The organism is Flexivirga alba, assembly GCF_042661025.1.
Lineage (GTDB): Bacteria > Actinomycetota > Actinomycetes > Actinomycetales > Dermatophilaceae > Flexivirga > Flexivirga alba.
This window is the reverse complement of record NZ_JBHSWH010000001.1, coordinates 1,885,383-1,910,093: the sequence shown is the minus strand read 5'-3', so window position 1 is coordinate 1,910,093 and position 24,711 is coordinate 1,885,383. Positions and strand designations below refer to the sequence as shown.

General features: G+C 66.2%; 34 protein-coding genes and 1 pseudogene. 21 read left to right on the top strand and 14 right to left on the bottom strand.

Annotated elements, in window-relative coordinates:
- Window positions 1-82 precede the first annotated feature (82 nt).
- From ACFQDH_RS09495 to ACFQDH_RS09470, 6 genes are read left to right on the top strand one after another with little or no spacing between them, the layout of a single operon-like run.
- On the top strand, window positions 83-1,123 hold the full coding sequence (locus ACFQDH_RS09495) for a LacI family DNA-binding transcriptional regulator (RefSeq protein ID WP_382400682.1): 1,041 nt from the start codon (window positions 83-85) through the stop codon (window positions 1,121-1,123).
- Window positions 1,124-1,174: 51 nt separating this feature from the next.
- Entirely contained in the window at window positions 1,175-2,218 is a 1,044-nt protein-coding gene (locus ACFQDH_RS09490) for a sugar ABC transporter substrate-binding protein (protein ID WP_382400680.1), read from the top strand.
- 38 nt (window positions 2,219-2,256) lie between these two features.
- Entirely contained in the window at window positions 2,257-3,231 is a 975-nt protein-coding gene (locus ACFQDH_RS09485) for an ABC transporter permease (RefSeq protein ID WP_382400678.1), read from the top strand.
- A gap of 11 nt (window positions 3,232-3,242) precedes the next feature.
- Window positions 3,243-4,034 (top strand): ATP-binding cassette domain-containing protein, encoded by a 792-nt coding sequence (locus tag ACFQDH_RS09480; protein WP_382400676.1) that lies wholly within the window; start codon window positions 3,243-3,245, stop codon window positions 4,032-4,034.
- A complete protein-coding gene (locus ACFQDH_RS09475) occupies window positions 4,027-4,959 on the top strand; it encodes a ribokinase (RefSeq protein WP_382400674.1) in 933 nt (310 codons plus the stop codon). The genes ACFQDH_RS09480 and ACFQDH_RS09475 overlap by 8 nt, the downstream gene beginning before the upstream one ends.
- A complete protein-coding gene (locus tag ACFQDH_RS09470) occupies window positions 4,956-5,396 on the top strand; it encodes an RbsD/FucU domain-containing protein (RefSeq protein WP_382400672.1) in 441 nt (146 codons plus the stop codon). The genes ACFQDH_RS09475 and ACFQDH_RS09470 overlap by 4 nt, the downstream gene beginning before the upstream one ends.
- Here ACFQDH_RS09470 and ACFQDH_RS09465 read toward each other — a convergent pair.
- Together ACFQDH_RS09465 and ACFQDH_RS09460 are read right to left on the bottom strand one after the other, a co-directional pair.
- A complete protein-coding gene (locus ACFQDH_RS09465) occupies window positions 5,353-5,859 on the bottom strand; it encodes a hypothetical protein (RefSeq protein WP_382400670.1) in 507 nt (168 codons plus the stop codon). The genes ACFQDH_RS09470 and ACFQDH_RS09465 overlap by 44 nt on opposite strands.
- Window positions 5,859-6,746: a heavy metal-binding domain-containing protein gene (locus ACFQDH_RS09460; RefSeq protein ID WP_382400668.1), complete on the bottom strand. Its 888-nt coding sequence runs from the start codon at window positions 6,744-6,746 to the stop codon at window positions 5,859-5,861. The genes ACFQDH_RS09465 and ACFQDH_RS09460 overlap by 1 nt, the downstream gene beginning before the upstream one ends.
- A 241-nt stretch (window positions 6,747-6,987) precedes the next feature.
- Here ACFQDH_RS09460 and ACFQDH_RS09455 point away from each other — a divergent pair, with 241 nt between their 5' ends.
- The 5 genes from ACFQDH_RS09455 (at window position 6,988) to ACFQDH_RS09435 (ending at window position 9,112) form a co-directional block, all read left to right on the top strand.
- Window positions 6,988-7,443, top strand: coding sequence for a HEAT repeat domain-containing protein (locus ACFQDH_RS09455; protein ID WP_382400666.1), 456 nt, complete (start codon window positions 6,988-6,990; stop codon window positions 7,441-7,443).
- An 82-nt stretch (window positions 7,444-7,525) separates the two neighbouring features.
- On the top strand, window positions 7,526-7,996 hold the full coding sequence (locus ACFQDH_RS09450; protein ID WP_382400664.1) for a hypothetical protein: 471 nt from the start codon (window positions 7,526-7,528) through the stop codon (window positions 7,994-7,996).
- 23 nt (window positions 7,997-8,019) lie between these two features.
- On the top strand, window positions 8,020-8,229 hold the full coding sequence (locus tag ACFQDH_RS09445; protein ID WP_382400662.1) for a hypothetical protein: 210 nt from the start codon (window positions 8,020-8,022) through the stop codon (window positions 8,227-8,229).
- Window positions 8,230-8,240: 11 nt separating this feature from the next.
- Window positions 8,241-8,516, top strand: coding sequence for a hemerythrin domain-containing protein (locus ACFQDH_RS09440; RefSeq protein WP_382400660.1), 276 nt, complete (start codon window positions 8,241-8,243; stop codon window positions 8,514-8,516).
- A 101-nt stretch (window positions 8,517-8,617) separates the two neighbouring features.
- Entirely contained in the window at window positions 8,618-9,112 is a 495-nt protein-coding gene (locus tag ACFQDH_RS09435) for an NUDIX hydrolase (protein WP_382400658.1), read from the top strand.
- Between the two features lies 1 nt (window position 9,113).
- On the opposite strand, the gene ACFQDH_RS09430 is transcribed toward ACFQDH_RS09435, so the two are convergent.
- On the bottom strand, window positions 9,114-9,659 hold the full coding sequence (locus tag ACFQDH_RS09430) for a GNAT family N-acetyltransferase (RefSeq protein ID WP_382400656.1): 546 nt from the start codon (window positions 9,657-9,659) through the stop codon (window positions 9,114-9,116).
- A 52-nt stretch (window positions 9,660-9,711) separates the two neighbouring features.
- Here ACFQDH_RS09430 and ACFQDH_RS09425 point away from each other — a divergent pair, with 52 nt between their 5' ends.
- The 4 genes from ACFQDH_RS09425 to ACFQDH_RS09410 all read left to right on the top strand — a co-directional run bounded on the left by ACFQDH_RS09425 (window position 9,712) and on the right by ACFQDH_RS09410 (window position 12,645).
- Window positions 9,712-10,353 (top strand): dihydrofolate reductase family protein, encoded by a 642-nt coding sequence (locus ACFQDH_RS09425; protein WP_382400655.1) that lies wholly within the window; start codon window positions 9,712-9,714, stop codon window positions 10,351-10,353.
- A 70-nt stretch (window positions 10,354-10,423) separates the two neighbouring features.
- Window positions 10,424-11,392, top strand: coding sequence for a hypothetical protein (locus ACFQDH_RS09420; RefSeq protein WP_382400653.1), 969 nt, complete (start codon window positions 10,424-10,426; stop codon window positions 11,390-11,392).
- A 98-nt stretch (window positions 11,393-11,490) separates the two neighbouring features.
- Complete coding sequence (locus ACFQDH_RS09415; protein ID WP_382400651.1) at window positions 11,491-12,159, top strand: hypothetical protein; 669 nt, start codon at window positions 11,491-11,493, stop codon at window positions 12,157-12,159.
- A gap of 6 nt (window positions 12,160-12,165) precedes the next feature.
- A complete protein-coding gene (locus ACFQDH_RS09410; RefSeq protein ID WP_382400649.1) occupies window positions 12,166-12,645 on the top strand; it encodes a MaoC/PaaZ C-terminal domain-containing protein in 480 nt (159 codons plus the stop codon).
- On the opposite strand, the gene ACFQDH_RS09405 is transcribed toward ACFQDH_RS09410, so the two are convergent.
- The gene (locus ACFQDH_RS09405; RefSeq protein WP_382400647.1) at window positions 12,642-13,094 is read right to left on the bottom strand and encodes a GNAT family N-acetyltransferase; all 453 of its coding nucleotides are present in this window, start codon (window positions 13,092-13,094) and stop codon (window positions 12,642-12,644) included. The two genes, ACFQDH_RS09410 and ACFQDH_RS09405, sit on opposite strands and share 4 nt — an antisense overlap.
- A gap of 23 nt (window positions 13,095-13,117) precedes the next feature.
- Window positions 13,118-13,687: a dienelactone hydrolase family protein gene (locus ACFQDH_RS09400; protein ID WP_382400645.1), complete on the bottom strand. Its 570-nt coding sequence runs from the start codon at window positions 13,685-13,687 to the stop codon at window positions 13,118-13,120.
- A gap of 63 nt (window positions 13,688-13,750) precedes the next feature.
- On the opposite strand from ACFQDH_RS09400, the gene ACFQDH_RS09395 reads away from it, so the two are divergent.
- Window positions 13,751-14,326, top strand: coding sequence for an ArsR/SmtB family transcription factor (locus ACFQDH_RS09395; RefSeq protein WP_382400643.1), 576 nt, complete (start codon window positions 13,751-13,753; stop codon window positions 14,324-14,326).
- A 13-nt stretch (window positions 14,327-14,339) separates the two neighbouring features.
- Window positions 14,340-14,779: pseudogene (gene arfB / locus ACFQDH_RS09390) on the top strand (alternative ribosome rescue aminoacyl-tRNA hydrolase ArfB).
- Between the two features lie 93 nt (window positions 14,780-14,872).
- Here the strand turns inward: arfB and ACFQDH_RS09385 are convergent.
- From ACFQDH_RS09385 to ychF, 4 genes are all read right to left on the bottom strand, one after another.
- A complete protein-coding gene (locus tag ACFQDH_RS09385; RefSeq protein ID WP_382400641.1) occupies window positions 14,873-15,163 on the bottom strand; it encodes a hypothetical protein in 291 nt (96 codons plus the stop codon).
- A 119-nt stretch (window positions 15,164-15,282) separates the two neighbouring features.
- Window positions 15,283-15,603 (bottom strand): HigA family addiction module antitoxin, encoded by a 321-nt coding sequence (locus ACFQDH_RS09380; protein ID WP_382400639.1) that lies wholly within the window; start codon window positions 15,601-15,603, stop codon window positions 15,283-15,285.
- Window positions 15,578-15,859 carry a type II toxin-antitoxin system RelE/ParE family toxin gene (locus ACFQDH_RS09375; protein ID WP_382400637.1) on the bottom strand — a complete coding sequence of 94 codons (282 nt, stop codon included), beginning with the start codon at window positions 15,857-15,859 and terminating at the stop codon, window positions 15,578-15,580. Before ACFQDH_RS09375 ends, ACFQDH_RS09380 begins: the two co-directional genes overlap by 26 nt.
- A 33-nt stretch (window positions 15,860-15,892) precedes the next feature.
- Window positions 15,893-16,966 carry a redox-regulated ATPase YchF gene (gene ychF, locus ACFQDH_RS09370; RefSeq protein ID WP_382400635.1) on the bottom strand — a complete coding sequence of 358 codons (1,074 nt, stop codon included), beginning with the start codon at window positions 16,964-16,966 and terminating at the stop codon, window positions 15,893-15,895.
- Window positions 16,967-17,055: 89 nt separating this feature from the next.
- On the opposite strand from ychF, the gene ACFQDH_RS09365 reads away from it, so the two are divergent.
- Window positions 17,056-18,012 (top strand): DUF389 domain-containing protein, encoded by a 957-nt coding sequence (locus tag ACFQDH_RS09365; RefSeq protein WP_382400633.1) that lies wholly within the window; start codon window positions 17,056-17,058, stop codon window positions 18,010-18,012.
- Here ACFQDH_RS09365 and ACFQDH_RS09360 read toward each other — a convergent pair.
- Window positions 17,936-18,601: a TetR/AcrR family transcriptional regulator gene (locus ACFQDH_RS09360; protein ID WP_382400631.1), complete on the bottom strand. Its 666-nt coding sequence runs from the start codon at window positions 18,599-18,601 to the stop codon at window positions 17,936-17,938. The two genes, ACFQDH_RS09365 and ACFQDH_RS09360, sit on opposite strands and share 77 nt — an antisense overlap.
- A 152-nt stretch (window positions 18,602-18,753) precedes the next feature.
- Between ACFQDH_RS09360 and ACFQDH_RS09355 the strand changes: the two genes are divergently transcribed.
- Window positions 18,754-19,953 carry a DNA recombination protein RmuC gene (locus tag ACFQDH_RS09355; RefSeq protein ID WP_382400629.1) on the top strand — a complete coding sequence of 400 codons (1,200 nt, stop codon included), beginning with the start codon at window positions 18,754-18,756 and terminating at the stop codon, window positions 19,951-19,953.
- A gap of 32 nt (window positions 19,954-19,985) precedes the next feature.
- Here the strand turns inward: ACFQDH_RS09355 and ACFQDH_RS09350 are convergent, their stop codons facing one another.
- From ACFQDH_RS09350 to ACFQDH_RS09340, 3 genes are all read right to left on the bottom strand, one after another.
- Window positions 19,986-21,026 (bottom strand): 4-hydroxy-3-methylbut-2-enyl diphosphate reductase, encoded by a 1,041-nt coding sequence (locus ACFQDH_RS09350; RefSeq protein WP_382400627.1) that lies wholly within the window; start codon window positions 21,024-21,026, stop codon window positions 19,986-19,988.
- Window positions 21,027-21,062: 36 nt separating this feature from the next.
- The gene (locus ACFQDH_RS09345) at window positions 21,063-21,353 is read right to left on the bottom strand and encodes a hypothetical protein (RefSeq protein WP_382400625.1); all 291 of its coding nucleotides are present in this window, start codon (window positions 21,351-21,353) and stop codon (window positions 21,063-21,065) included.
- A 156-nt stretch (window positions 21,354-21,509) separates the two neighbouring features.
- Window positions 21,510-22,319: an alpha/beta fold hydrolase gene (locus ACFQDH_RS09340; RefSeq protein ID WP_382400623.1), complete on the bottom strand. Its 810-nt coding sequence runs from the start codon at window positions 22,317-22,319 to the stop codon at window positions 21,510-21,512.
- Between the two features lie 54 nt (window positions 22,320-22,373).
- Here ACFQDH_RS09340 and xseA point away from each other — a divergent pair, with 54 nt between their 5' ends.
- Window positions 22,374-23,603: an exodeoxyribonuclease VII large subunit gene (gene xseA / locus ACFQDH_RS09335; RefSeq protein WP_382400621.1), complete on the top strand. Its 1,230-nt coding sequence runs from the start codon at window positions 22,374-22,376 to the stop codon at window positions 23,601-23,603.
- 137 nt (window positions 23,604-23,740) lie between these two features.
- Window positions 23,741-23,992 (top strand): exodeoxyribonuclease VII small subunit, encoded by a 252-nt coding sequence (locus ACFQDH_RS09330; protein ID WP_382400619.1) that lies wholly within the window; start codon window positions 23,741-23,743, stop codon window positions 23,990-23,992.
- Window positions 23,993-24,002: 10 nt separating this feature from the next.
- On the opposite strand, the gene ACFQDH_RS09325 is transcribed toward ACFQDH_RS09330, so the two are convergent.
- Window positions 24,003-24,665: a DUF4245 domain-containing protein gene (locus tag ACFQDH_RS09325; protein ID WP_382400617.1), complete on the bottom strand. Its 663-nt coding sequence runs from the start codon at window positions 24,663-24,665 to the stop codon at window positions 24,003-24,005.
- Window positions 24,666-24,711: the final 46 nt, after the last annotated feature.

The following is a 24,711-nucleotide window of genomic DNA, read 5'->3' as shown; positions in this document are numbered from 1 at the left end:
GCCAGTTCGGACTCAGAAGACTGTTGTGATCCACGCCACGCTCTGCCATAGTTCGAGTTAATCGATTTAAGCAGGAGTTCGAATGGTGGTCCGACTGCGCGACGTCGCGGCTGCCGCAGGCGTCAGCGATGCGACGGTCTCGCTGGCCCTGGCCGGCAACCCGCGCATCTCCGCGGCGACGGCGCAGCGCGTCATAGCCGTTGCCAACGAACTCGGCTACCGTCCGAATTCCGCTGCGCGTGCGTTGCGTACCGAATCCACGCGCAGTCTCGGCCTGATCGTGAGCGATGTCGCCAACCCGTTCTTCGGCGAGCTCGCAGGGGCCATCGAGCGCCAGGCGGCACGAGAGGGCTACTCGGTCATCCTGTGCAACTCCGACGAGGACGCCGATCGCCAGGACGACTACCTGCTCAACATGCTGGCCGGTAGCCAAGTCGACGGGGTGCTCCTCGTCCCGACGTCCTCCACCACACCAGGCCTACGCGCGGTGGCGAGCTCGGGTGCCAAGGTCGTCCTGCTCGATCGCCCGATCACCGTGTCCGGGAACGGAACTGCGGCCAACAGCCTGCGCGCCCTACCATCCGTCAGTAGCGACCCCGGACGCGCCCTTGCCGAGGCGGCCGAGTTGCTCACGACTCTCGGACATGAACGGATCGGCGTCGTGTCGCCTCCGTTGGACACCCCGCTCGGTCGGGTACGACGGAAGCAGATCCGCGACGCGCTCGTCGCAGCAGGCGTGCGCAGTCGAGACATCTTCGTGGAAGAGGGCGACTTCCGGCTGAACAGCGGCTACCGAGCCACCACCAAACTGCTGGAGCAGCGGCGCCCGACCGCGATCATCGCGGCCGACGGGCCGATGGGCGTCGGCGCCCTCAAGGCGCTGCGAGCGCACGGCCTGCGAGTCCCCCACGACATGTCGTTGATCTGCTTCGACGACGCGCCCTGGTTCGACCTCTTCGACCCGCCCCTGACCACAATCGCCCAGCCGATCGAAGAACTCGCCAAGTCTGCTGTCGCGACGATTCTTGCGCTCCTGCGCGACGAGACGGGCAAGCAGCTGCCTGCGGCCCATCCCGAATGCAGGTTCATCCGGCGATCGTCATGCGGCGTTCCCGCCGAATGAATCCATGCTCCACGTCCTGAATCACCCGAACAATCAACGGAGAGAGTCGAAATGCGAACACAACTGAAGTCCACGGTCGTCGCGATCGCCGTCGGTGGCCTCACCCTGACCAGCGTCGCCGCCTGCGGCCGAGGCGGTTCCGACGCTAGTAAATCGTCTAACCCAACGGCCAAGGCCAAGATCGCGATCGTCACGCGCGACTTCTCCAACCCCTACTGGGCTGCCCTGCGCGATGGCGCGCTCGCCGAAGGCAAGGCACAGGGCGTCACGGTGACCGTCAAAGCCGGCTCCAACGAGACGGATTCGCAGGGCGAGAACGCCGAGATACAGACGCTTGCCGGACAGGACTACAACTGCTTCGGAGTGGTCCCGGTCAATGCGACCAACGTCATCACCCCGCTGGTGCCAGTCGCTCGCAAGAAGATCCCGATCCTCAACCTCGACACCCAGATCGACCCCGCAGCCTCCAAGAAGGCCGGCGTCGCCTACGCGTCATTCATCGGATCCGACAACCTGTCCGCCGGCGAGCAGGCGGGCAAGCAACTGCTTAAGGCCCTCGGTGGCAAGGGTGACGTGGCGATCCTGCAGGGCATCGCGGGTGAGCAGAACGGCATCAATCGTGAGACCGGCTTCAAGAAGGTCACCAAGGGCAAGCTCAAGGTCGTCAGCTCCCAGCCGGCCGACTACGACCAGAACAAGGGCCTCACGGTCGCCACGGCAATGCTGCAGGCGCATCCTTCGATCACCGGCATCTTCGCGGCCAACGACACCATGGGACTGGGCGCGGCCCAAGCAGTCAAGAACGCCGGCAAGGAGGGCAAGGTCAAGATCATCTCGGTCGACGGAATCCAGGCGATGCTGAAGTCCGTGAAGTCCGGCAAGAACACCGGCACGATCACCCAATACCCGTATGCCGAGGGGCAGATGGCGGTCCAGGCGTGCATCGCCAAGGTTCAGGGCAAGTCGATTCCGAGCCGGGTCGTCGCGCCGATCGCATTCATCGATTCCTCGAACGTCGACAAGGCGACCGCGAGCTTCCCCAAGCCGTTCGGGGCCTTCGATGACCCGTTCGGAACCCCGAAGTCGAGCAAGTAAGTGAGCGACCAATTCCACCGGACCCGAGAGATCCGCTCATGACCGCACAGACTGCAGCTACACCCGTCGAGGAGATCTCGCGGCCCAGACGCAACGTCGGCGAGACGATCGCGCGGTATGCCGCGCCGATCGCGCTCGTCGCGCTCTTCATCATTTTCTTCATCGCGACACCGAAGTTCCTCACGTCGAGCAATATGACGGCGTTGTTCGTGTCGGCGGCGATCCTGGTCGTCCTGTCGATGGGTCAGCAACTTGTCATCACCGTCGCCGGTATCGACTTGTCCGTGGGTTCGAATCTGCCTTGGGCAGCAACGGTTCTCGCCTGGACTTCCTCACACGGCTGGGGCACTCCGGCTGCGATCGTCGCCGGCATCCTGGCGGGCACGATCGTCGGTGTCGTCAACGGAGTGTTGGTCGCCCGCCTGAAGATGGCCGATTTCATCGTGACCTTGGGCTCACTCTCCGTCGTCAGCGGCCTGACCCTGCTACTGACCAGCGGCAATCAGATCCCGGTGTCCTCGGGCTTCCTGCAAGGCTTGGCACTCAACGGCATCGGTCCGATCCGGTGGTTCTGGCTGGTCGGTGTCATCGTCGCCCTGATCACTGCCTTCGTCTTGTTCTGGACCAGAACCGGCACCTACCTGCTCAGCGCCGGCGGCAACCTGGATGCGGCTCGTGATGTCGGCATCCCGGTCAACCGGGTCCGACTGCTCGCCTACGCGGGTTCGGGTCTCGCCTGCGGCGTCGCGGGAGTGCTCTTCGTGTCCAACAACGGCGGGTCGGATCCGAGCATGCAGACAAATCTGCTGCTCAGTTCCATTGCCGCAGTAGTGCTCGGTGGTTCGAGCCTGAGCGGTGGGCGGGCTTCCGTGCTCGGCGCCGCGGCCGGGGCCGTGTTGTTGCAGACGCTGCTCAACGGCTTCACCCTGTTGGACATCTCGCAGTACTACCAGCCGATCGCGGTCGGTGTCGTCGTACTCGGTGCTGCCTTCATCTCCCGCTTCCAGCGTTAAGGACCGAGACCGTGAACACCCAAGTAACGCTTCACAAGCCGGCCACCGACGATGTGCTGTTGGAGGCCACGAACCTCAGCAAGTCATTCGACGCCGTCCAGGCACTCCGCCACGCGGACCTCGCGCTGGAACGCGGCAAGGTCACCGCACTGCTCGGCGACAACGGAGCCGGCAAGTCGACGCTGGTCCGTTGCCTCACCGGTGTCCACCCACCAGACACCGGGACGATCACCATCAATGGCTCGGAGGTGAGCTTCGCGACTCCGGACGAAAGTCGCCGTGCGGGCATCGAAACCGTCTATCAGACTCTGTCACTCATCGACGATCTCCCGGTCTGGCAGAACCTCTACCTACGACGTGAACTCACCCGTGGGTTCGGGCCACTGCGCGTGCTCGACAAGTCGACCATGCGGGCGAACGCAACCGAGATCCTCACCGAGCTGGACGTCGACATCCCCAGCGTTTCCAGCACTGTTCGCCGGATGTCCGGTGGTCAGCGGCAGAGTATCGCGATCGCGCGTGCTGCGCATTGGGGCAAACAGCTCGTCGTGATGGACGAGCCGACCGCGGCTCTCGGCGTCCGTGAGACAGCGGCCGTCGAGACCCTGGTGCGAGGCCTGCGGAAACGTGGTGTGACGGTCCTGCTGATCAGCCACGACATGTCGCAGGTCAAGCGACTCGCCGACACCGCTGTGGTGCTCCGTCGTGGGACGACCGTCGCCCGTCGTGACGTCGCCTCGGTATCGCCCGACGACCTCGTCGCGCTCATCACCGGTGCACAGCCGGGAGACGGCCTTGAGTGAACGGGTCACCGTTGTCGGTTCGGTCAACGTCGACCACACGATCGACGTGGAGCGCTTTCCCCGCCCCGGCGAAACCTTGCTTGCCTCCTCGCTCAGCAGCTCAATGGGCGGCAAGGGCGCCAATCAGGCTGTCGCCGCTGCAAAGTCTGGTGTACGGACCGGCATGGTCGCGAGGATCGGCGTCGACGCGGAAGGGGCGCAGGCGCTGGAGTCGCTCCAGCGGGCGGGGGTGGATATCGACGGTGTCGGTCGGATCGCAGACGCTCCGACCGGGAGCGCCTGGATCACGGTGTCCGTCAGCGAGAACACAATTCTCGTGGTCCCCGGTGCGAATTCCAAGTGGGCAGAAGGGCTTCCGCAGTTCGATGCGTCGGGAGTCGTGCTCTGCCAGCTGGAGATCCCGATGTCGGTGGTCGAACGGGTCGCCGTTGCGACCGTTGGCACCTTCGTCCTGAACGCAGCGCCGGCGAGTCAACTCAGCGATGAGCTGCTGCGCCACTGTGACGTGCTGATCGTCAACGAGCACGAGCTTGCCGAAGTGAGCGGCCAGTCCGATATCGACGCCTCCGACACCGATGCCTTGATCGCTGCCAGCCGGTCACTCATCGAACGTGGGACCACAGCGGTAGCAACCACACTCGGCTCGAAGGGCGCCATCCTCTGCACCGAAGAATCCACCCTGATCGCGACGACACCTCCAACGCCCGACGTTGTCGATAGCACTGGAGCCGGAGACGCGTTCTGCGGCGTATTCGCCGGCCGACTCGCCCAGGGCGAGTCGCTGAGCACGGCATTGCGCGCAGGCGTCACCGCCGGATCTCTCGCCGTCCGCCACTCGGCCGCGCAGGGCGGATACGACGAATTCGCCAGGCTGGCGACGTTCATTCAAGAGACACCCGAGATCACGACGAGGCCCAACACATGATCACCCACGGAGTCATCCACGCCGAGCTCGCCCGGCACCTCGGCGGACTGCGTCATACCGAGCGGTTCGTCGTGTGCGACAGTGGGCTTCCGCTAGGAGATGTTCCGACAGTCGACCTCGGATACCGTTATGGCGCAGCAACTTTCGAAGACGTGGTGCAGACGGTGATCCCGGGGCTCACCCTCGAGCGGAGCTGGATCTCACGCGACATGTTGGCTACCAACCCGACCTGCCTGCGGGCTCTCACCGCTCTCGACCTCTCACCCGAAGCGATCGACCATGAGCGGTTCAAGCAGTTGGCGTTGGAGGCGAAGTTCGCCATACGCACTGGTGAGGCGACGTTCTACGCGAATGTCATCTGCCAGGCCGGGGTGCCGTTCGGGGCCGCAGTGCTCAGTCCTCCGGCGGCAACCGGAGTTGATCGTCACCCGGGCTGAACTTGTCGCGCAGGAAAACATCATTGACCTGCATCTGCTGCTCCCCGCGCTCGGTGGCGCGTCGACGGATCTCCCGGGTCGCCCCGAGCAACGTGGTGAGATTGCCGACGAGCACCTGGCTCAGAGTGCGTCCGTCCGGCAACGTAGCGCCGACGGCGTCCGGCACCGACACATAACTCTGCACGACCGCCGGGGCGTGCTCGTCACGGATCTGCTCGACCTCGTAACTGTCGCGCACCGCGCTGCTGTCCTGCCCGAGGAACTGCAGAGCTTGGGTCGTCTCGGTATCGAGCAAGTGGAGCAAGGTGCGCGCCTCGTCGGGTATGCGTGCGGTGCGGGCCAGCCGGGCGAGAGCACTCTCCTGGCCCTGCGGCATCAGCTCCGAGAAGGGCTTCGGCACCGACGGCCCGTATGCCGGTGGCGGCGGCATCAAAGGTGGCCGCTGCCGTTTCCGGCCGAACATCAGTGATCCAGGCCGAGTGTGAGCGTGGGCTCCGGCATGCCACTCTCCGGGGAGGCGACGACTCCGGTGCCGATCGCGAGGAACTCGGACGCGTGCTCGCCCCAGATGTGCGCGCTGACATCGGTGCGTACACCGACGATCCCGTCAGCGCCGAACCGGTTGGCTTCGTTCTCCATCCGCGTCATCGCCAATTCCCGTGCCGTGTATGCCGCTTCGGTGAATTGCGGCATCTCCATGTTGCGCCCGGCCATCTTCATGCTCTGCCGAATCCCTTGGTGCGCAACGTGATAGACGCAGGCACCGAAAACGAACGCGCGCGGAAAATGGCCCGCCCGGACCAGCGTGTAGAAGTCCTGCCCGGACAGGTCGGAAGTGAAAGGCCCGCCGTCCTGCAACTTGTATGACGAGTTCGGTTGCCGCGCGCGGATCGCGGTGCCCTGCGCGATGAACTCCAATTCGCCCTGTTGCCAGGCGTATCGCTGGATCTGCAGCTTGACGCCGACGATCCCATCGGCGTTCAGCGCGTGCGCCTCGCTGCGCATCCGCTCGATTGCGAGCGACCGCGCGTGGTACATCGCGGCCGACAAAACCTCGAGCTCCATCGACTGTCCCCAGCGCTGCGGCTGGAACCCGACGTGGTAGATCGACGTGCCCATGACGTAACCGAGCGCTTCGAAGCCGAGCTTGTGAACGAGCAGGAACTCGCTCACCGACAGGTCCGACGTGAACGCCGACTTGTCCTGCTGCTCACGTGCCGCCAGTCGTTGCACCCGCTCCATCGCAGCCGCAGGTATGCCGCTCGCGGGATTACCGGGCGGTGGTCCGGGACTGGCTGCCTGCGCTGGTGCCATCTGCTGCTGCTCGTTGTCCTTCTTGCCGAACGCCATACCCCTACCCCTCTACCGGATCCAGTTGCTGCAGCTTCCGTCGGCTTCCTGGGAATCTCCTGAACACACAAGGCAGGTGCCGGCGCCCCGTTCCTGATCGTGTCACCGGCTCGTCATACAGTCGGCAACCCGAGGTCCAAGTGCGGTGCGTTCAAAGTTGCTGGCCAGTCGCTGCGCGCCTGACCAGCAACTTTGCCCACATCCGTACCTGCTCTATTTCTGACCCACTACGGAGAGTGCGATGTCCTGCGTGAGCTTCCTCAGTGCCGCCCAGCGAGCCGCCCTGCGCGAGTCGGACGACGAACGACTGACACCCGAGGAGATCCGGGCAGTGCACCCGAGTCCACCCGCGACCGAGGGCAAGCTCCGACGAATACGCATGCTTGCGCGAAGTGTCGACCCGACTATCCGGCAGAGCGCAGCGCTCAACCAGCAGTGCCCCGTCGACGTCCTCGAGTTGCTCGCCGGGGACCCCGATCCCAGCGTGCGGCTGTGCGTGGCACGACAACCGCTGACGCCTGAGCCCATTCTGCGCAGCCTCACGCAGGACTCCACCGCCAACGTGCGCGGCTGGGTCGCTGCCAATCCCGGCGTACCGCGGTCCCTGCTCAGCCAACTCGCGCACGACCCGGACCCAACCGTGCGCAGCGTGGTTGCATGGGCCGACAATTGGCGGCCCACCGGACAGCTCGGCTGACCTTGCCACCGCCGCGATAGTCGCTGTCGAGTAAGCCGGGGCCGACCTACCCGATTTTTTACAACAATCTATTGTCATAAACATGTCGAACTTCGGCCACGGTGTGCTCATCACGATCCTCGTCCTCAGCACGAGCGTCTGGCTCGGAGGCTATGTCGCGATCGCCGTCGTCGCACGCACGGCGGCGGCAGCACTCGAACCGGCGCACCGCGTCGCGTTCTTCCGCTCGCTGGGCCGCGCCTATCTGTGGATCGGCACTCCGGCCCTCGTCATCGCGCTGGTCAGCGGCGCGCTGGTCGCGCGGGACCACGCGTGGGACGCCACGCTCATCAGCAGTCTGGTCGTGGCGCTGCTGCTCGTCGGGTTGTTGACAGTCGCCGTCCAGCAGGCCCGACGGATGACTCGGCTGCGTCACGCCGCGCTCGAAGCCGGCCGCGACCCCACCCATGACGCGGCCATCCGGCGCGGACGGCGCTCGGCCGCCATCCTGCGCGCCACGCTCGGCGTATTCAGTCTGATCCTGGTCGTGCTCGGCAGCTTCCTGGCCGCGTGACCGCCAACCCAAGGAGAGCTCCCATGACCGACCCCGCAACCCCGATCGGTGAGCTGGCCACCGCACTGACCCGCGAGCACCACGAAATCGACTCTGGCATAGAGCAATTCGTGGCCGGCGCAGATGGCGGTGGTTTCGATCCGGAGCCACTACAACGCGCGATGACCGCATTGCGACGGCACATCTATCTCGAGGAGACGTTCCTCTTCCCCCGCTACGGGCGGCCGGGCTGATGATGCCGGTCATGGTGATGCTGCGCGAGCACGGCGCGCTCTGGGACACGATGGACAACCTCGACGCCGACCTCGCAGCCCGCGACGCGGACCGAGCGGCACTGCCGGACCGCTGCCGCGAGCTGCTCGCCATGCTCGACCAGCACAACACCAAGGAGGAGCCGATCATCTACCCACGGGCGGACCTCGACCTCGACGAAGCGACCCATGACGACCTGGCCGACTTCCTGCACGCCGGTGCGACTCCGGACGGATGGGTCTGCCAGGACGCGACGAGCGCTACTTAGAGGCTTATTCTGCATTGGCTTTGCGAGTCGCAAGCTCCCTGCAGCGCCAACGCATCTCAAGCTTCCGTGCCCGGCCAGAATAAACTTCCTAGACTCACCGTATGCCGATCCCCGAGTATGTCGCCGGTCTCCGCGAAAAGCTCGGCACCGAACTGATCTGGATGCCGGGCGCGTCGGCATACATCCTGCGTGAGGGAGCCAACGGGCTGCAGGTGCTGCTCGTCCGCCGCTCCGACAACGGACGGTGGACCCCGGTCACCGGCATCTGCGATCCGGGCGAGGAGCCGGACATCACCGCCCAGCGCGAGGCACGCGAGGAGGCGCTCGTCGAGATCGAGGTCGAGCGGCTCCTCGCGGTGACCGCCCTGCGGCCGATCGCCTACGACAACGGCGATCGCTGCCAGTACCTCGATCACGCGTTCCGGTGCCGCTGGGTTTCCGGCGAGGCACGGGTCGGCGATGAGGAGTCATCGGACGTGCAGTGGTTCGACGTCGATGATCTCCCCGACCTGCTGCCGCGTTTTCACAAGCAGTTGGCGATGGCGCTCGCCGACGATGCTCCGGTGCTCTTCGGCGCCGCCGCCCGCGAGCGCTGACTCACCCGAGACTTGCGAGATCCTTTTCCAGCAGGGTGAATTCGAGGTCGTCGCGCTGCGGTATGCCGAAACGCTCGTCGCCATACGGGAACGGTGACCGGATCCCGGTGTCTCGGTATCCGCGTCGCTCGTAGAAGGCGATCAGGTCCACGCGCTGGCGGATGACGGTCATCTCGATGTGCCGACTCGACCATTCCGTTGCGGCATACCTCTCGGCATACGCGATGACCTGCTTGCCGATGCCGCTGCCCTGCGTCTGTGGAGACACCGCGAAGAGCCCGAAATACGCTCTCCCACCGCGCTTCTGGAGCTGACAGCACGCGATGACCTGCTCGTCGCGCAGTGCAACGAGCAGCACGCCGTCCGGTGACGTCAGCAGCGCAGCGATCTGCTCGGCGTCAGTTCGCTGACCGCGCAGCAGGTCCGCTTCGGTCGTCCAGCCCGCGCGGCTGGAGTCGCCGCGGTATGCCGACTCGACCAGCGCCACGATCGCCGGCACATCGGCCGGGATCGCCTTCCGGAAAACAAGTTCGTGCAGCTGTCCCATGAGGGCCATAGGCTTTCAGATAGCCCTGATCCCACATCCTTCGGGAGGCACCATGAGCCGCACGCGAGTCCACAACCTCTTTGTCTCACTCGACGGCTTCGCCGCTGGTGAACACGTCACGTTCGACCAGCCGATTGGTGACGCCGAGCGCCTCTTCGGGCAGTTCGACGGGCGCGGCATACATGGGATCGAAGGTGTCGACGCACCCATCACAGTCGACCTGGCCCTCACCACGTTGTGGGGGCAAGGCATCGGAGCCGAGATCATGGGTCGCCGAAAGTTCGGCCCGCAGACCGGCGACTGGCCGGACGACGGTTGGCAGGGCTGGTGGGAGGACGAACCTCCTTTCCTGACACCGGTGTTCGTGTTGACCCACCATCCCCGGGAGTCGATCGAATTCCCCAACGGCACCAGCTTCCACTTCGTCGAAGGGTCACCGGCGGAGGTGTTGCAGCTGGCCCGGGACGCCGCACCCGGAAAGGACATCCGCATCGGCGGCGGACCTTCGACGGTGCGGCAATTCCTCGAAGCCGACCTCATCGACTTCCTGCACCTCGCCGTCGTGCCGATCACCCTCGGGCGTGGCACCAGCCTCTTCGGCGGGCTGGAGGGCATCGAGGACGGCTTCGACATCACGACGGTCAGCTCGCCCAGCGGTCTCACTCATCAGCTCTGGAACCGGAAGGTCTCCTGACGACCGTTGACCGCACCTCGGCCTCCCGGCCGCCCCTCGACGCATCAACGGACGGGGATACGGTGCTGGAATGACCGATGAGCAGCCCGCCGAACCCGGCGCGGTACCCACCCTCAGCGGTGCGGCGGCCGAACGCGTAAGAACACGAGTGAAATTGCTGGTCGACATCACTTCGAAGGCCGGCGGTTTCCGCGATGGCCTCGAGTTGGCCGGCGAGCGCCTCACCCGTCCGGAGGCAACGATCATCGCCGACCTGGAGCGGCACGGACTCGACGTACCGCAGTTGCGCGAGGTGCTCTTGGGCGGGCACGTCCTCGTCGATGACCCTGAGCTCTACGAGCGCTGGCGGTTCCCGAAGACACACGAGCGGCTCTCGAGCCACCACCCGCAGATCGACAAGAAGCTTTATCCGGATCTCGGTCTCAAGGGGCCGCTCGTGCGTGAAAAGCTGCACGGCCGGACGAAGACCGGCACCTGGGTGCAACTGGAGAAGACGCCCGCAGCCATGGGGCCTGGATTCCACCTGCCGACGATGAACGACATACGACACCTGTGTGACTACGTCGTCTACCGGTTCACCAAGAGCAACGTCGGGCCGTGGGGCCTGTCGAAGCAGACCGAACGCAGGCCGGTCTACCTCTCGCCGGCGCTGTCCGCGACGGTGCCGGTCCCGGCGTCCGCGGAGGGCAACCTCACCGACACGCTCGAGCGGGTCGAGGAGCTGGACGACACAACATCCGCGTCGCCGGATCTGGCCCGCCGTTTCCCACCACCGGATCGGCGAAACACCTTGGCGGAGTTGGTCTTCAACCCCCGGTCCCGCAACGGACGCGGGCTGTTCGGCTCGTCCGAGGTGTATGTCGATGCGGCGCCGGCCGATTCGGCCCGCACCGTCCTGGAGGAGGCGGGCCGGTTCACGCCGACGTGGTCGCTTCCCGAGGCCGGGGAGACCGCACCAGGAGTGCTGCGCGGTGGCGACCGCGAGATCCGGAGCGCCATACGCAAGGTGCCGAGCGAGAAGAGCGGGGAGACGAAATGAAGGCCCCACGAAGTTCTCCCCCGCTTCGCTCCTCCGATACTTCGCGAGGACCCCGTGTAAGTGCGCGGGCCAACACGTCCGGCATCCCGGAGGAGTCATTGGAAGCGTTGGTGCAACTGGTCGACACCGGGCCGGTCCCGCTGGGCGGCTACACCCTCGCCGAGATCTACGCCGTCGGCGGGATCGCGCATCTGCTCGAGCAGGAGCCGGACGCGGCCCTCGTCGCGGAAGCCGTGCGTTCCCTGGTCGCCCGCAACCTGATCACCACCGAGGCCGGGTCCGACGAGTTGGAGATCCGCGGCGACCTGGGCATCGCCGCGGCCCTCCAGCACCGGGCGACGGCGGTGCTCGATGCACGCGTCACCGGCTCCGGACCCGATCACCCGTGGCGGTTCATCCTGATGCCGCAACCAGACGGGGTAACTCTTGAAGTACTCATCGATGCACTCGGGATCCACTTCTACTCATTGCGCAAGACCGACGACACGTACGACCGGCTCTGGAAACGCCTGCCCTCGGGTGATCGCGGCCCGGAGGATGCCGACGCCGACGCAGTGTTGTCCGCCAGCCCGCAGACCGCGCTGCTGAGCGTGAGCCGCTGGAACGACGCCGGCGACCGGGACACGCACGATGTCGTCCTGGCGCAGGACGGCGACCGCTGTCATGTTTTCGTCCGATCCCCTGACGAGCCTGCCAAGCTCGTCCCGGCCGGTATGAACAACGACGAGTGGCGTGACATGGTCAAACGCCTGGCTGTGGCGAGCTGACGGGTGATGAACAGCGCCACCCGGGACACGGGATCGCCGACCGACTGGTTCTTCGAGGACTTCGCAGTCGACCAGGTCTTCCATACCCCGGGCCGAACGATCACCGAGGCCGACATCGTGTCGTTCGCCGGCTGGAGTTGGGACACCAATCCGGTGCACACCGATGCGGTGCACAGTGCCAGCGGCCGGTTCGGCCAGCCCATCGCACACGGACTGCTTGGCCTGTCGGTCGCGCTGGGTCTGGTCTCCCGCCTCGGCGTCTTCGAGCGTTGCTCGATCGCGCTCCTGGGCATCGACGGCTGGCGCTTCGAGCACCCGGTCGTCGTCGGCGACACCGTCCGGTGCACGCTCCGGATCACCGGCACCCGGGCGACAAGCAACGGCAAGGCGGGCATCCTCGATCGGGAGCTCACGCTCACCAACCAGGACGACACCGTTGTGCAGCGCGGCAACATCGGTCTGACGGTCGCCCGCCGACCGAGCTAGTCCGCGCTTCGCTCCAGCAATTGCGGCGACGCCGAGAAGCCGGATCTCTGGTAGACCGGGACTGCCCTGCGACTTGAACTGACCGTCACCCGACCGGCCCCAGTGGCGAACGCGTGCGCAGTCGCGGCCTCCACCAGAGCCGACCCGATGCCTGCTCCGCGGTGCTCGGGCATCACGAAAACGCTTTGTATGTCGGCCGATTGGCGAGTTGATCTTCCCGGGCGAGGGATTCGTGGGAGCAGCGCGAGCCACGCCATACCGACGAGGTGGACGCCGTCGTTCGTCGCGACGAACGCCAGATGCGAGTGCATGTGCGCCTCCCACCACGCGGCGAGATCGACCCGGAACTTCTCGACAGACTGTGCTGCTTGCTCTTCCGGCGCCGCATGCCGCCAGAGCAGTCGCGCGAGTTCAGCAACGTCGCCGACGACGGCCCGTCGAATCTCCATGCGTCAGATGCTCGCACGCACGCTCAGGCGAGGCCGGCAAGGAAGGACAGCGTCCGCTGCAGGAGCAGCCTGGCCGCGTCGGCGTCATACGACTTCAGGGACGAGTCCGCGAACAGGTGCTTGGTGCCGGAGTAGAGAAACAACTCGGCCATCGGCACCGAGTCGGCCAGCTGCCGGGCGAACTCCAGGTCCTCGGCGAACCACTCATCGTCCACTCCGCCATGGATCTGGGCCGGCAGGCCCTCGGGCCACGAGCCGAACTCAGAGACCGGGAGGCAGGAGTCGAAGAAGAGCGCACCGACCGCACCTGGCCGGTTCTGCGCGAGCTTCTGCGCAGGCATGACGCCCATCGAAAACCCTGCATACACAACGTCTTTCGGCAGCGCATCGGCTGCAGCAACGCCCTTTGCAAGCACGTTGTCGAACCCGATCTCACGGGCGTGATCGACGCCTGACTCGACGGTCTCGAACGTACGGCCGTCGAACAGATCCGGAAGGTGCACGGTGTGCCCCGCGGCGGTCAGCTCGTCGGCGAACGCACGCACTCCCGTGGTGAGCCCCTGAGCGTGATGGAACAACAGAATCTCGGACATGGAGTCTTCCTCGGTCAACGATCCATAAATATCGAACGTTCGAGAACGCTAGTATGTTGTGCCATGGAAGGCAAGACCCCCGACTACGAGCTCGAGGCCCAACGCGCCCTGACCGCACCCGCTCAGGTGCGCGCGCTCGGCAACCCGCTGCGCAACACCATCCTCGGCCTGCTGCACGAGCGAGCCGCCAGCGTCACCGAACTCAGTACGGCGGTGGACCGACCCAAGAGCACGGTCGCCCATCACGTCAAGGTGCTCGCCGACGCCGGACTGGTGCGCGTGGTGCGCACCCGAAGAGTGCGAGCGATCGACGAGGCGTTCTACGGCCGCACAGCCCGGCTGTTCTATGTCTCCCTGGAGGATCCTGACGGAGGCAGAAAGGGCGAACACCCCCTCGATTTCAACGATTTCGAGGTCGCTGCTCGCGAGTCGGGGCCGGCATACACCGATGGGCAGCTGTGGGGTTTCATCCGGCACGCCAGGATCGACGACAAGCAGAAGAAGGAATTCTGGCGGCGTATGGCGGCGCTGGTGGAGGAGTTCGACGCCCTCCCCCGCCACGGCGATGTCGTGCACGGATTCGCGATCGGCGTCTATCCGATCCCGGACTATCCGCAACTTCCGCGATCGGCGGACTGACAGACTGGTCGGCGTGGACGACCTGCAGATACCACTGGGACCCGGTGCACCTCAGGGATTGACCGTGCCGGCCGGCGAGCTCCTCGAGCAGTTCTCGCATGCGTCCGGACCGGGCGGCCAAGGCGTCAATACCGCAGACTCACGCGTGCAACTCAGCCTCGACATCGGGACCACGACGGCGCTGACCGAGCCGCAACGCGAACTCGCTCTCGAGCGACTCGCCACCCGACTGTCTGGCACGGTGCTCACGATAAGCGCTGCCGAGCACCGCTCACAGCGCCGCAATCGAACCGCAGCGAGGAGCGGCTCGCCATACTGCTGCGCGGCGCCGTTGCTCCGACGCCGACCCGTCGCCCGACCCGGCCGACCCGCGGCTCCCAGCGTCGGCGACTGGACGCGAAGCGCGAGCGCTCCGAGGTCAAGCAGAACCGCAAGCCACCCCACGCGGACTGACCCGTCCGGCTCTAGACGTTGAAGCGGAACTCCACCACGTCGCCACGGTCAGAAACGTCAGGTGCGAGCACTCACGAGTCGCTACCCAGCACCTCAGAAATCGTCGTCCGCCAGGCCGAGTTCCTCCCACTTGGCGGCGGCCTGGTCGCGGTCCAACCACTCAAAGTCGAATTCGCAGGAGTCTCCGGAGACGGAGTAGCGGAAGACCTTCCCAAGGATGCGGCGCTCCCTCACGGCGCTTGCCCCATGATGGTCGAGCTTGCCAGCGTCGAGTTCCCGCACCGTCCACCAGCCGGGGCCGTAGTCCTCGAAGGGCGGCTCTGTGCGGCCATCCAGCCAGATGATCCGAAACCAAGGCCACGGCCCCTTGTCGGGAAAGGTCATACGGCGAACGACACTCGCGAGGTACCCTCCGACCTCGCCGCCAACGGACAAGGTTCCCACTCCATGGTCGTACACACGCAGCTCCGGGTCAGGCAGCGTGTAGGGATCGTCTCGCACCTTCACGCCGTCTGCAGCGGCGCGATGGCAGCGACCTGATCGCGCAGCACACGGCGCTCGAGGCGCAGCTCGTAGTTCGACTGCAGGTTCATCCAGAACTCCTCGGACGTCCCGAAGTACCGAGCCAGGCGGATCGCCGTGTCGGCCGTGATGCCTCGCTTGCCGTGCACGATCTCGTTGATCCGCCGCGGCGGCACCCCGATCGACACTGCCAGCTTGTTCTGCGTGATCCCGAAGCCCTCGATGAAGTCCTCCATGAGGATCTCCCCTGGGTGGACCGGCTCGATCAGATCGGCCTCAGTGGTAGTCGACGAGTTCGACATCTTCTGCACCTCCATCTCTCCAGACGAAGCAGATGCGCCATTGTGCGTTCACGCGGATGCTGTGCTGGCCACGCCGGTCACCGACCAGCCGTTCCAACCGGTTCCCCGGTGGGATCCGGAGGTCCTCCACATCCTTCGCTGCATGGACCAACTCGAGCTTCCGCAGGGTCGCTCGCTGCACGATCCGATCAACACGCTTGACGTACTGCTCATGCCAGATGCGCTCGGTGTCCTTGCTCCCGAACGACCTGATCACGAGACAAGCATATAACGCGACGCGTCAATAACGCTAGACGTTAAACCTGAACTCCACCACGTCGCCGTCGGCCATGACGTAGTCCTTGCCCTCCATGCGTGCCTTGCCGTGCGCGCGAGCCTCGGCGACGGAGCCGAGTTCGAGAAGGTCGTCATACGAGATGACTTCGGCCTTGATGAAGCCCTTCTGGAAGTCCGTGTGTATGACGCCTGCCGCTTGTGGCGCGGTCCAGCCGCGGTGGATGGTCCACGCGCGTGCTTCCTTCGGCCCCACCGTCAAATACGTCTGCAGGCCCAGGGTGTTGAAACCCTTGTGCGCCAGCTGAGCCAAACCCGATTCGGTGGCGCCGAAGCCCTGCAACATCTCCAGAGCGTCCTCGTCGGACATGTCCGTCAGGTCCATCTCGAGCTTGGCGTTGAGGAAGATCGCCTCGGCCGGCTCGACCAGCGCCTGCAGGGAGGCCTGCAGCTCGGTGTCGGTCAGCTGGTCCTCGTCGACGTTGAAGACGTAGACGAACGGCTTGCCGGTCAGCAGCCCGAGTTCCTTGATCGGCGTGACGTCAAAACCCTTGGCGAACAACGTGTCTCCGGCTTCGAGGATGGCCTGCGCCTCCTTCGCACCGTCGAGCACCGACTTGTCTGTCTTCTTGCCCTTCACCTCTTTCTCGAGGCGCGGCAGGGCCTTCTCCAAGGTCTGCATGTCGGCGAGTATCAGCTCGGTGTTGATCGTCTCCATGTCCGACTCCGGCGAGACCTTGCCGTCGACGTGCACGACGTCGTCGTCGTTGAAGACGCGGATGACCTGGCAGATCGCGTCAGCCTCGCGAATGTTGGCCAGGAACTTGTTGCCCAGGCCCTCACCTTCCGAGGCTCCTCGCACGATGCCGGCGATGTCGACGAAGGAGACCGTGGCCGGAACGGTCTTCTCGGACTTGAAGACCGAGGCCAGCTTGTCCAGCCGTTCATCGGGCAGCGGCACCACCCCGATGTTGGGCTCGATCGTCGCGAACGGGTAGTTCGCCGCGAGCACGTTGTTCTTGGTCAGGGCGTTGAACATGGTCGACTTGCCGACGTTGGGAAGTCCGACGATTCCGATAGTGAGTGCCACGGGAACAAGATTCTAGTGGTCACGGGGAGTGCTTCCGTCCACGCACGGCGTCCCCGGCCCGGCGCCCGTGCCCCCATAAGCTGCCAAGCATGCTGGTGCACCTGCGGTTGACCGTCCCGGAGAACCTCTCTGACGAGGTGTTCGAACTGCTCGAGACGAGCTCTGCGGTGACCAACCTTGTCGTCATACAGGGTGCATGCCGTGATCCACGGGGCGACCTGATCGAGTGCGACACGGCTCGCGAGTCGGCCAGCGAGCTCGTCGACGCACTCGGAGATCTCGGGCTCGGCGACCGAGGGGGCATTGTGATCAGCCGGCCGGTCAGCACGCCGTTTCGCCGCGCCGAGGAACTCGAGGAGGCCGCACCCGGGGAACCGGACGACGCCGTCATCTGGGACGAGGTGCTCGAGACGGCCGAGGATTCGAGCACGCCAACCGTGTCATACCACGTGTTCCTCGTGATGGCGACGGTCCTCGCGGCCATCGCGGTGATCACCGACTCATCCGTTCTTGTCGTCGGTGCGATGGTCGTCAGCCCGGACTTCGCGCCGGTCGCGGCGCTGTGCACCGGAGTCGTCTTCGCCCGTCTCGCCCTCGTATGGCGCAGCGCCCTACTCCTCGTGGCGTCGTTCGTCTTCGCCATCGCCGTGGTGGCGGCGCTGGGGCTGATCGCGCGCGGCACGCACCTCATCAATGCAGCCGACGTCACCCGCGCTCGCCCGCAGACCGCGTCCATCTGGCATCCGGACCACTGGTCCTTCATCGTTGCGTTGATCGCCGGATCGGTCGGCGTCCTGGCGATGTCCACCGACAAGACCGCGGCCATGGTCGGTGTCTTCATCTCGGTGACGACAGTGCCCGCCGCGGGGAACCTCTCCCTCGGACTGGCCACGTGGCAACAGTCCGAGATCACTGGATCCGCAAGCCAACTCGGCATCAATCTGGCCGGCCTCGTGCTGGCCGGGGTCGTCACACTGGCGATTCAGCGCTTGCTCTGGCAGCAAGTGATGCATGGTTCGCAGCGTTTCTTCGGCCGGCTTCGCTAGCAATGGACACCTTGGCCGCCGAGGCAAGATCGGCGTGCTGACCGACTGTGGCGTCCAGCGCCGCGAGCGCCAGCGACAGGTTCTGAGCCGGCGTGATCGTCCGCTCCACGAGCGCAGCCAAGGCCGTCTCGCGCACGAACGCGATCCAGCCGTCGAACGCCGCTTCGGCGATCGGCCGCGCCGCGTCGGTGCAACCGGCCGCGTCCAGCAGCACCTGACCCATCGCCCGGAAATGTCCCGAAACCGGTTCTCGGACCATCGAATCGGCGGCGACGGAGCTGCGATTGGCGATGAGCACGAGGTGCGGATGCACCATATAGAAGTCGAGGTATGCCGCGAGCCGCTCGCCGACCCACTCTCGTACGGTGCCCGCGGTGGACGGCTCGGGGACAGCGCCGAGGTGCTGGTGCGCGCGCTGCCAGATCGCGGCGAAGTATTCGGCCTTGGAGGTGTAGTAGTGGTAGAGCAACGCCCTGGTCACACCGGCTCGCCCGGCGATCTCGTCCATCGACAGCTCTTCGAACCGGCAGTCTTCGAAAATCGCCTCACCGACGTCCAGCAATTGCGCTCGGCGCTGCTCAGGAGTCATCCGTTGGCGAGTCTGCACGGGGCTCAACCCTAGTTCGGGACGTTCGCCCAGTGTGGCCATCGGCACTATTGCTCTTGTCCAACACCCCGGCCAGCCACGTCTCGTGACGTGTCCTACGCCCGGTTGTCGGCGGTGGCTGCTTTGCTGCAGTCATGACCGGATTCGTGATCGGCGTTCTCGTCGGCGTTGTGCTCGCGGCAGGACTCACCTGGGCTCTGCTGCGTCAGTCGTATGCCGCCCGGCGCGCCTCCCTGGCCACCGAGCGCGACCTCCTGCGCGAGCGGGTGATCGACCTGGAGTCGACGGTTGCGGACGACCAGCAGACCGCGGCCGTGCTCGGCCCGCTGAGCGCCACTTTGGGACGGGTCGAGAAACAGGTCGCGACGCTGGAGCGTGACCGGGTCGAGCAATACGGCGAGCTCGGCGAGCGGTTGGCCGAGGTCGGTCGGGTCACCGGCGCATTGCACCAGGAGACAACACAATTGGCCGGTGCGCTGCGCGCCACCTCGACCGGCGGCACTTGGGGTGAGGTGCAGCTGCGGCGGGTGCTTGAGCACTCCGGCATGCTCGCGCGATGCGACTTCGAGGAGCAGGTGACGGCGGTCAGTCGCCATGACGCGCGAATCCGGCCGGATGTCGTGGTGCGGCTGCCCGGCGATCGGGTGCTGGTCATCGACAGCAAAGCGCCGACGCGTGCGTTCCTCGACGCCCAGGCGGAAGGGATCTCGCCGCAGGACCGCGATCGGCTGTTGGAGCAACATGCCAGGGCCCTCGTGCGACACGTGGATTCCCTTGCGGCCAAAGCATATTGGAGCGCCTTCGAGCAGTCTCCGCAGCTCGTCGTGTGCTTCGTGCCTGCCGACGCGATGCTCGCCGCCGCACTGCGGCAGGACCCGTCGCTGCTCGACCGTGCGATGGCACGCAAGGTGGTGCCTGTCTCTCCCAGCACTCTGCTGGCGCTGTTGCGCACCAGCGCCGCCGCGTGGCAACAGGACAGCCTGGCGCGTGGTGCGCGCGAGTTGCTGGCTCTGGGCCAAACGCTTTACGACCGGCTCGGCACGATGAGCCGGCACACCTCGCGAGTTGGCCAGTCCCTCACAAAGTCGGTCGAGGCCTACAACGCAATGGTCGGCACCCTCGAGTCGCGCGTGCTCGTCACCGCGCGGCAGATGCACGCGCTCGGGCTCGCACAGGATGCACCACCCGCGGAGCTGACCGCCGTCGAGGCGGCGCCGCGACCGCTGACGGCGCACGAGCTCATCGACGCCCTCGATGAGGAAGTGGCCCGGCCGACGCTGAGCTTCGACGCCGGATCGGCGAACGAAGTCCGAGAGGACCGCGACGCCGGCTGACTGGGCCGATACCGATCAGGCGATCGGGCAGGTCAGTGCAGGGACCCGGCGTCGTGCCGGACCTGGGCCGAGTCCTCCTGGCCACGCGCCTTGAGGTCGCGGCGCAGCTCCGTGGGCAGCGCGAAGAGCAGGCTCTCCTCGGCCGCGGTGATCGTTTCGACGTCGGCATACCCGCGCTCGGCGAGGTAGGCGAGCACATCACGCACCAGGAGCTCGGGCACCGAGGCGCCCGAGGTGACTCCAACGGTGGTTACCCCGTCGAGCCAGCTGTCCTCGATCTCGTCGGCGTAGTCGACCAAGTGGCCGTCGCGTGCACCGTGCTCGAGCGCCACCTCCACGAGTCGGACCGAGTTGGACGAGTTGCGACTGCCGACGACGAGCATCAGATCGGCGCGGGCCGCCATCTGCTTCACGGCGTGCTGGCGGTTCTGGGTCGCGTAACAGATGTCGTCGGACGGCGGGTCCTCCAGGTTCGGGAAGCGCTGCTTCAGCCGGCGCACCGTCTCCATCGTCTCGTCGACGGACAGCGTGGTCTGGGATAGCCAGACCAGCTTGTCCGGGTGATGCACCTCGACCGTGTCGGCGTGCTCCGGCGACTGCACCAGCACGATGTTGTCGGGCGCCTCACCGGCGGTGCCGACGACCTCTTCATGACCTTCGTGCCCGATCAGCAGGATGTCGTAGTCGTCAGAAGCGAAACGGGTCGCCTCGCGGTGCACCTTGGTGACCAGCGGGCAGGTGGCATCGATGGTCTTCAGGGACAGTGCCTTGGCCTGCTCCCGCACTTCGGGCGCGATGCCATGCGCCGAGAAGACCACCGTGGCGCCCTCCGGCACTTCGTCGGTCTCGTCGACGAAGATTGCACCGCGCTTCTCCAGCGTCGCGACAACGTGCTTGTTGTGCACGATCTGCTTGCGCACGTAGACCGGCGGGCCGTAGAGGTCGAGGGACTTCTCCACCGTCACCACCGCACGGTCAACACCCGCGCAATAGCCTCGTGGCGCCGCGAGCAGGACACGCTTGCCGTGCGCGGCGGCAGCCTGGTCGATGTCGGTAGATGCGGGCGAAGTCATGTCCCCATGCTAGGTGCGGCGCGGTGACCCGACGAATCAGACCTTGCCGGCGAGCATGTCCATCAGTCGTTCGACGACCGAGCCGGAGCGCAGCCCGTCGTGCTCGTACTCGTTGGTCACCCACGGCCGCACGTTGCCGACCCGGCGCGCGGTGTCCAGGGAGAGGTCGGCGTCGACATACATGTCATCGAAGTAGACCGCTGCAACGACCGGCACCGTATTGCTCGCGAGTCGCTCCACGTCATACAGCGCAGGCCAATCGTCGACGGCCGCAAGGATGTCGGCGGCCTCCGCGAAGGGCTGCAACAGCGGGATCTGGTCGAACATCCAGCGAAACATCGTCTCGCCGGTGAACAGCAGCGGATCGGCGTCGGCCGCGAACTCCGGCCGTGCGGCCAGTTCCTTGTCCGCTGCCCAGCCGGTCGGGAGACCGGGGCCGCCGTAGCAGTACTCCTGCAGCGCGTAGATCGGTCCGTTCGCGTATCACGTCTCCGCCAACACCGTTTGGCGGAACCGGTCCGAGATCTCCTCGCCGTCCCACGCGGTGTCCAGCAGCCAGTGCACATGCTCGAAGCCGTAGCTCATCCCGAAGATGCTGCCGACCAGCCGGAATCGCTCGCGGGTCAGGCGCGAGCCGTCGGCCAGCAGGACTTCCTGCTCCGCCAGGTGGTCGGCGATGCGGCGCACAGCGGCCACGTCGTCCGGGTAACGCTCGTAGTAGGCGGCATTCTTGCGCGCGATCCTCGGGAAGGTGTGGGCGTAGACGTCTGCCGCGCTCGCTTGCAGTCCAGAGAGTCCGCCCGTGACCAGGCAGCCGACAAGGCCCTCGGGAGCCTGGGACAAATAGGTGAGAGTGATGAATCCGCCGTAGCTCTGCCCGAGCGAGGTCCACGGCTTGCCGCCGGCGACCCGTGTCCGGAAGATCTCGGCGTCGGCCACGATGCTGTCGGCGCGGAAATGGCGCAGGTATGACGCAATCTCTTGCGCCGACATCCCCGCTGTGGACCGGGCGGTCAGCGGGGTGGAGCGGCCGCAGCCACGCTGGTCCAGCAGCAGCACCCGGTGCGTCTTCGTGACGTGCCCGAGCCAGCCGTCGGCACGTAACGGACGCGGACTCTCGCCACCGGGACCACCTTGCAGGAAGACCAGCCACGGCAGGTCCTGGTCGATCTTGTCGACGGCCACGGCCTCCCGGGCGAACACCTCGATCGTCCGGCCGCTCGGATCGGAGTGGTCCAGCGGGACTTGAAGGGTGTGATCAGTGAGCGCCAGGCCGGGGATGCGGATCGTCATACATCCGAGGGTAGTTCGACCAGACCTGACACACCCAGCCTCTACAGTGGCCAGGTGACCCAGAGCCTGCCGGAGAAGGCCGCCGACACCACGGCTGAGCAACCGTGGCCGGTGCGCAAGCTGTCGGTGAAGATCAGCGACTATGTCGACAAGATGTCGGCGCTGTGGGTCGAGGGACAAATCGTCCAGCTGAACCGACGCCCGGGCGCACCCACGGCATACGTGACGTTGCGCGACCCCGAGGTCGACATGTCCCTGTCGGTCACCGTCCACGTCAACACGCTCGACGCGATGGGACCCGGCCTACAGCAGGGCGCTCGCGTGGTCGTGCAGGCCAAGCCCCGGTTCTGGACCAAGCGCGGTTCACTGCACCTGGACGCCCGGCAGATGCGTCCGGTGGGCGTCGGTGAGTTGCTCGCCAGGCTGGAGCACCTGAAGCAGTTACTGCGCAGCGAGGGACTCTTCGATCACTCGCGCAAGAAGCCGCTGCCATTCCTGCCGCACACCGTCGGGCTCATCTGCGGACGCGCTAGCGCAGCCGAGAAAGACGTCGTCGAGAACGCCCGACGTCGTTGGCCCGCAACGCAATTCGAGATTCGCCAGGTCGCTGTCCAGGGTCCCAACACTGTCCCCGAGGTGACTGCTGCGCTGGCGGAGTTGGATGCCGCACCGCACGTGCAGGTCATCGTGATCTCCCGCGGCGGCGGCGGTTTCGAGGACCTGCTTCCCTTCAGCAACGAGGCGCTCGTGCGGGCGGTTTCGACGACCCGCACCCCGGTCGTCAGCGCGATCGGCCACGACGAGGACACTCCGCTGCTCGATTTCGTCGCCGACGTCCGCGCATCCACTCCGACCGACGCGGCCAAGCGGGTTGTGCCCGATCTGCAGGACGAGTTGCGCGGGTTGGCGCAGCTGCGCGGTGCCGGCGCCCGCGCGTTGCAGCATCGGCTGGTCGCCGAGCGACGGCACCTGGAGCAGTTGCGCAGCCGCCCCGTCCTCGTCGCGCCGGAGACCATGGTCGCGACCCGCCGAGCCACCATCGACGCACTCCGCAACCGCGCACAGTCCCGTATGACGCACCGGCTCGACCGCGCCCACGACCAGATCGGCCACCTGCGCGGTCAGCTGCGCGCCCTGTCCCCCTTGCAGACGCTGGAGCGCGGGTATGCCGTTGTGCGCCATACAGACGGCGAAGTGGTCACCGACGTCGCGACGGTCGAGGCCGACGAGTTGCTGCGGGTGACGGTCGCATCGGGCGACTTCGCCGTCAGACCTGTCTCCTGATCGGGGCCCCCGCGAAGTATCCGGAGGAGCGAGTCGGGGTCCCCACGAAGTATCGGGGGAGCGCAGCGGAGGAGAACTTCGTGGGGTGACGGAGCGGGGGAGGAACTTCGTGGGGTGAATCTCGTAGGCTGCCCGGTATGCCGAAAAAGCCTGCCGCAGAAACCAGCGATGCCAACGCGGACGTCGCCGAGCTCGGCTACGAGCAGGCGCGCGACGAACTCGCAACCATCGTCAGTCGGCTCGAAGGCGGCGGCGAGACGCTCGAGGAGTCGATGCGGTTGTGGGAGCGCGGCGAGGCACTGGCGGCGCACTGCGAGCGCTGGCTCGATGGCGCGCAGCGGACCATCACCGCGATGACCGACGGCGACAAGGCCGACGCCGAGGACTGAGCCCGCTCAGTCAGGACGTGGCGGGCGCGGTCGGCCCAGCCTTGGCGAGCTGGCTCTTGCTGAGCGGCTTCAACGATTTCGCAAACGCCTGCAGCTGATCCCAGCCACCCGTGCCGGTGACGACGGTCGACAAACCGCCCAGATCCTGGGAACGGACGAGGCTGCGCTCTCCCCCATCGGTGCGCTGCAGCTTCGACCAGCGCACACCGTCCACCGTGACCGATCCTGCCGGCTTGCTCTGGCCGGTCTGCGCCTGCACCCAGCTGGTCGCCCCGTTGTCGGTCTGCACGACGCGCGCGTAGCTGCCGCCGGGTGCGTCATACCCCGCCTGCCAGGTGTCGGGCTGCTGGTCGACCGAAACCAGCCGGACGTTGACCGCCTGCCAACCCTTCGGCAGGCCCACTGCCACCGCCGGGTCCCAGTGCTTGCTCAGCCCGATCTCTCGGGCAATACCGGCGACGTCGGCCGTCGGCTGCGCCGTGTTGCTGGCTCGCGGGACCCAGGCCCACCAGACCAGCACTGCGAGCACCACCAGCACCATCGAGATGACCATGCTGCGCGCCGACCCGAGACCGCGGCGCCGAGGCGCGGGCTGCTCGACGGTTGGCCGACCGACCGCCGGTGCCTGCGGCCGTGCGCTGGGGCCCCCGGCCGGGCTTTCACTTTCGCTCACGCCTCTCATCGTCCCAAACGTCCCGGTGCACGTCGCGCCCCGGCCC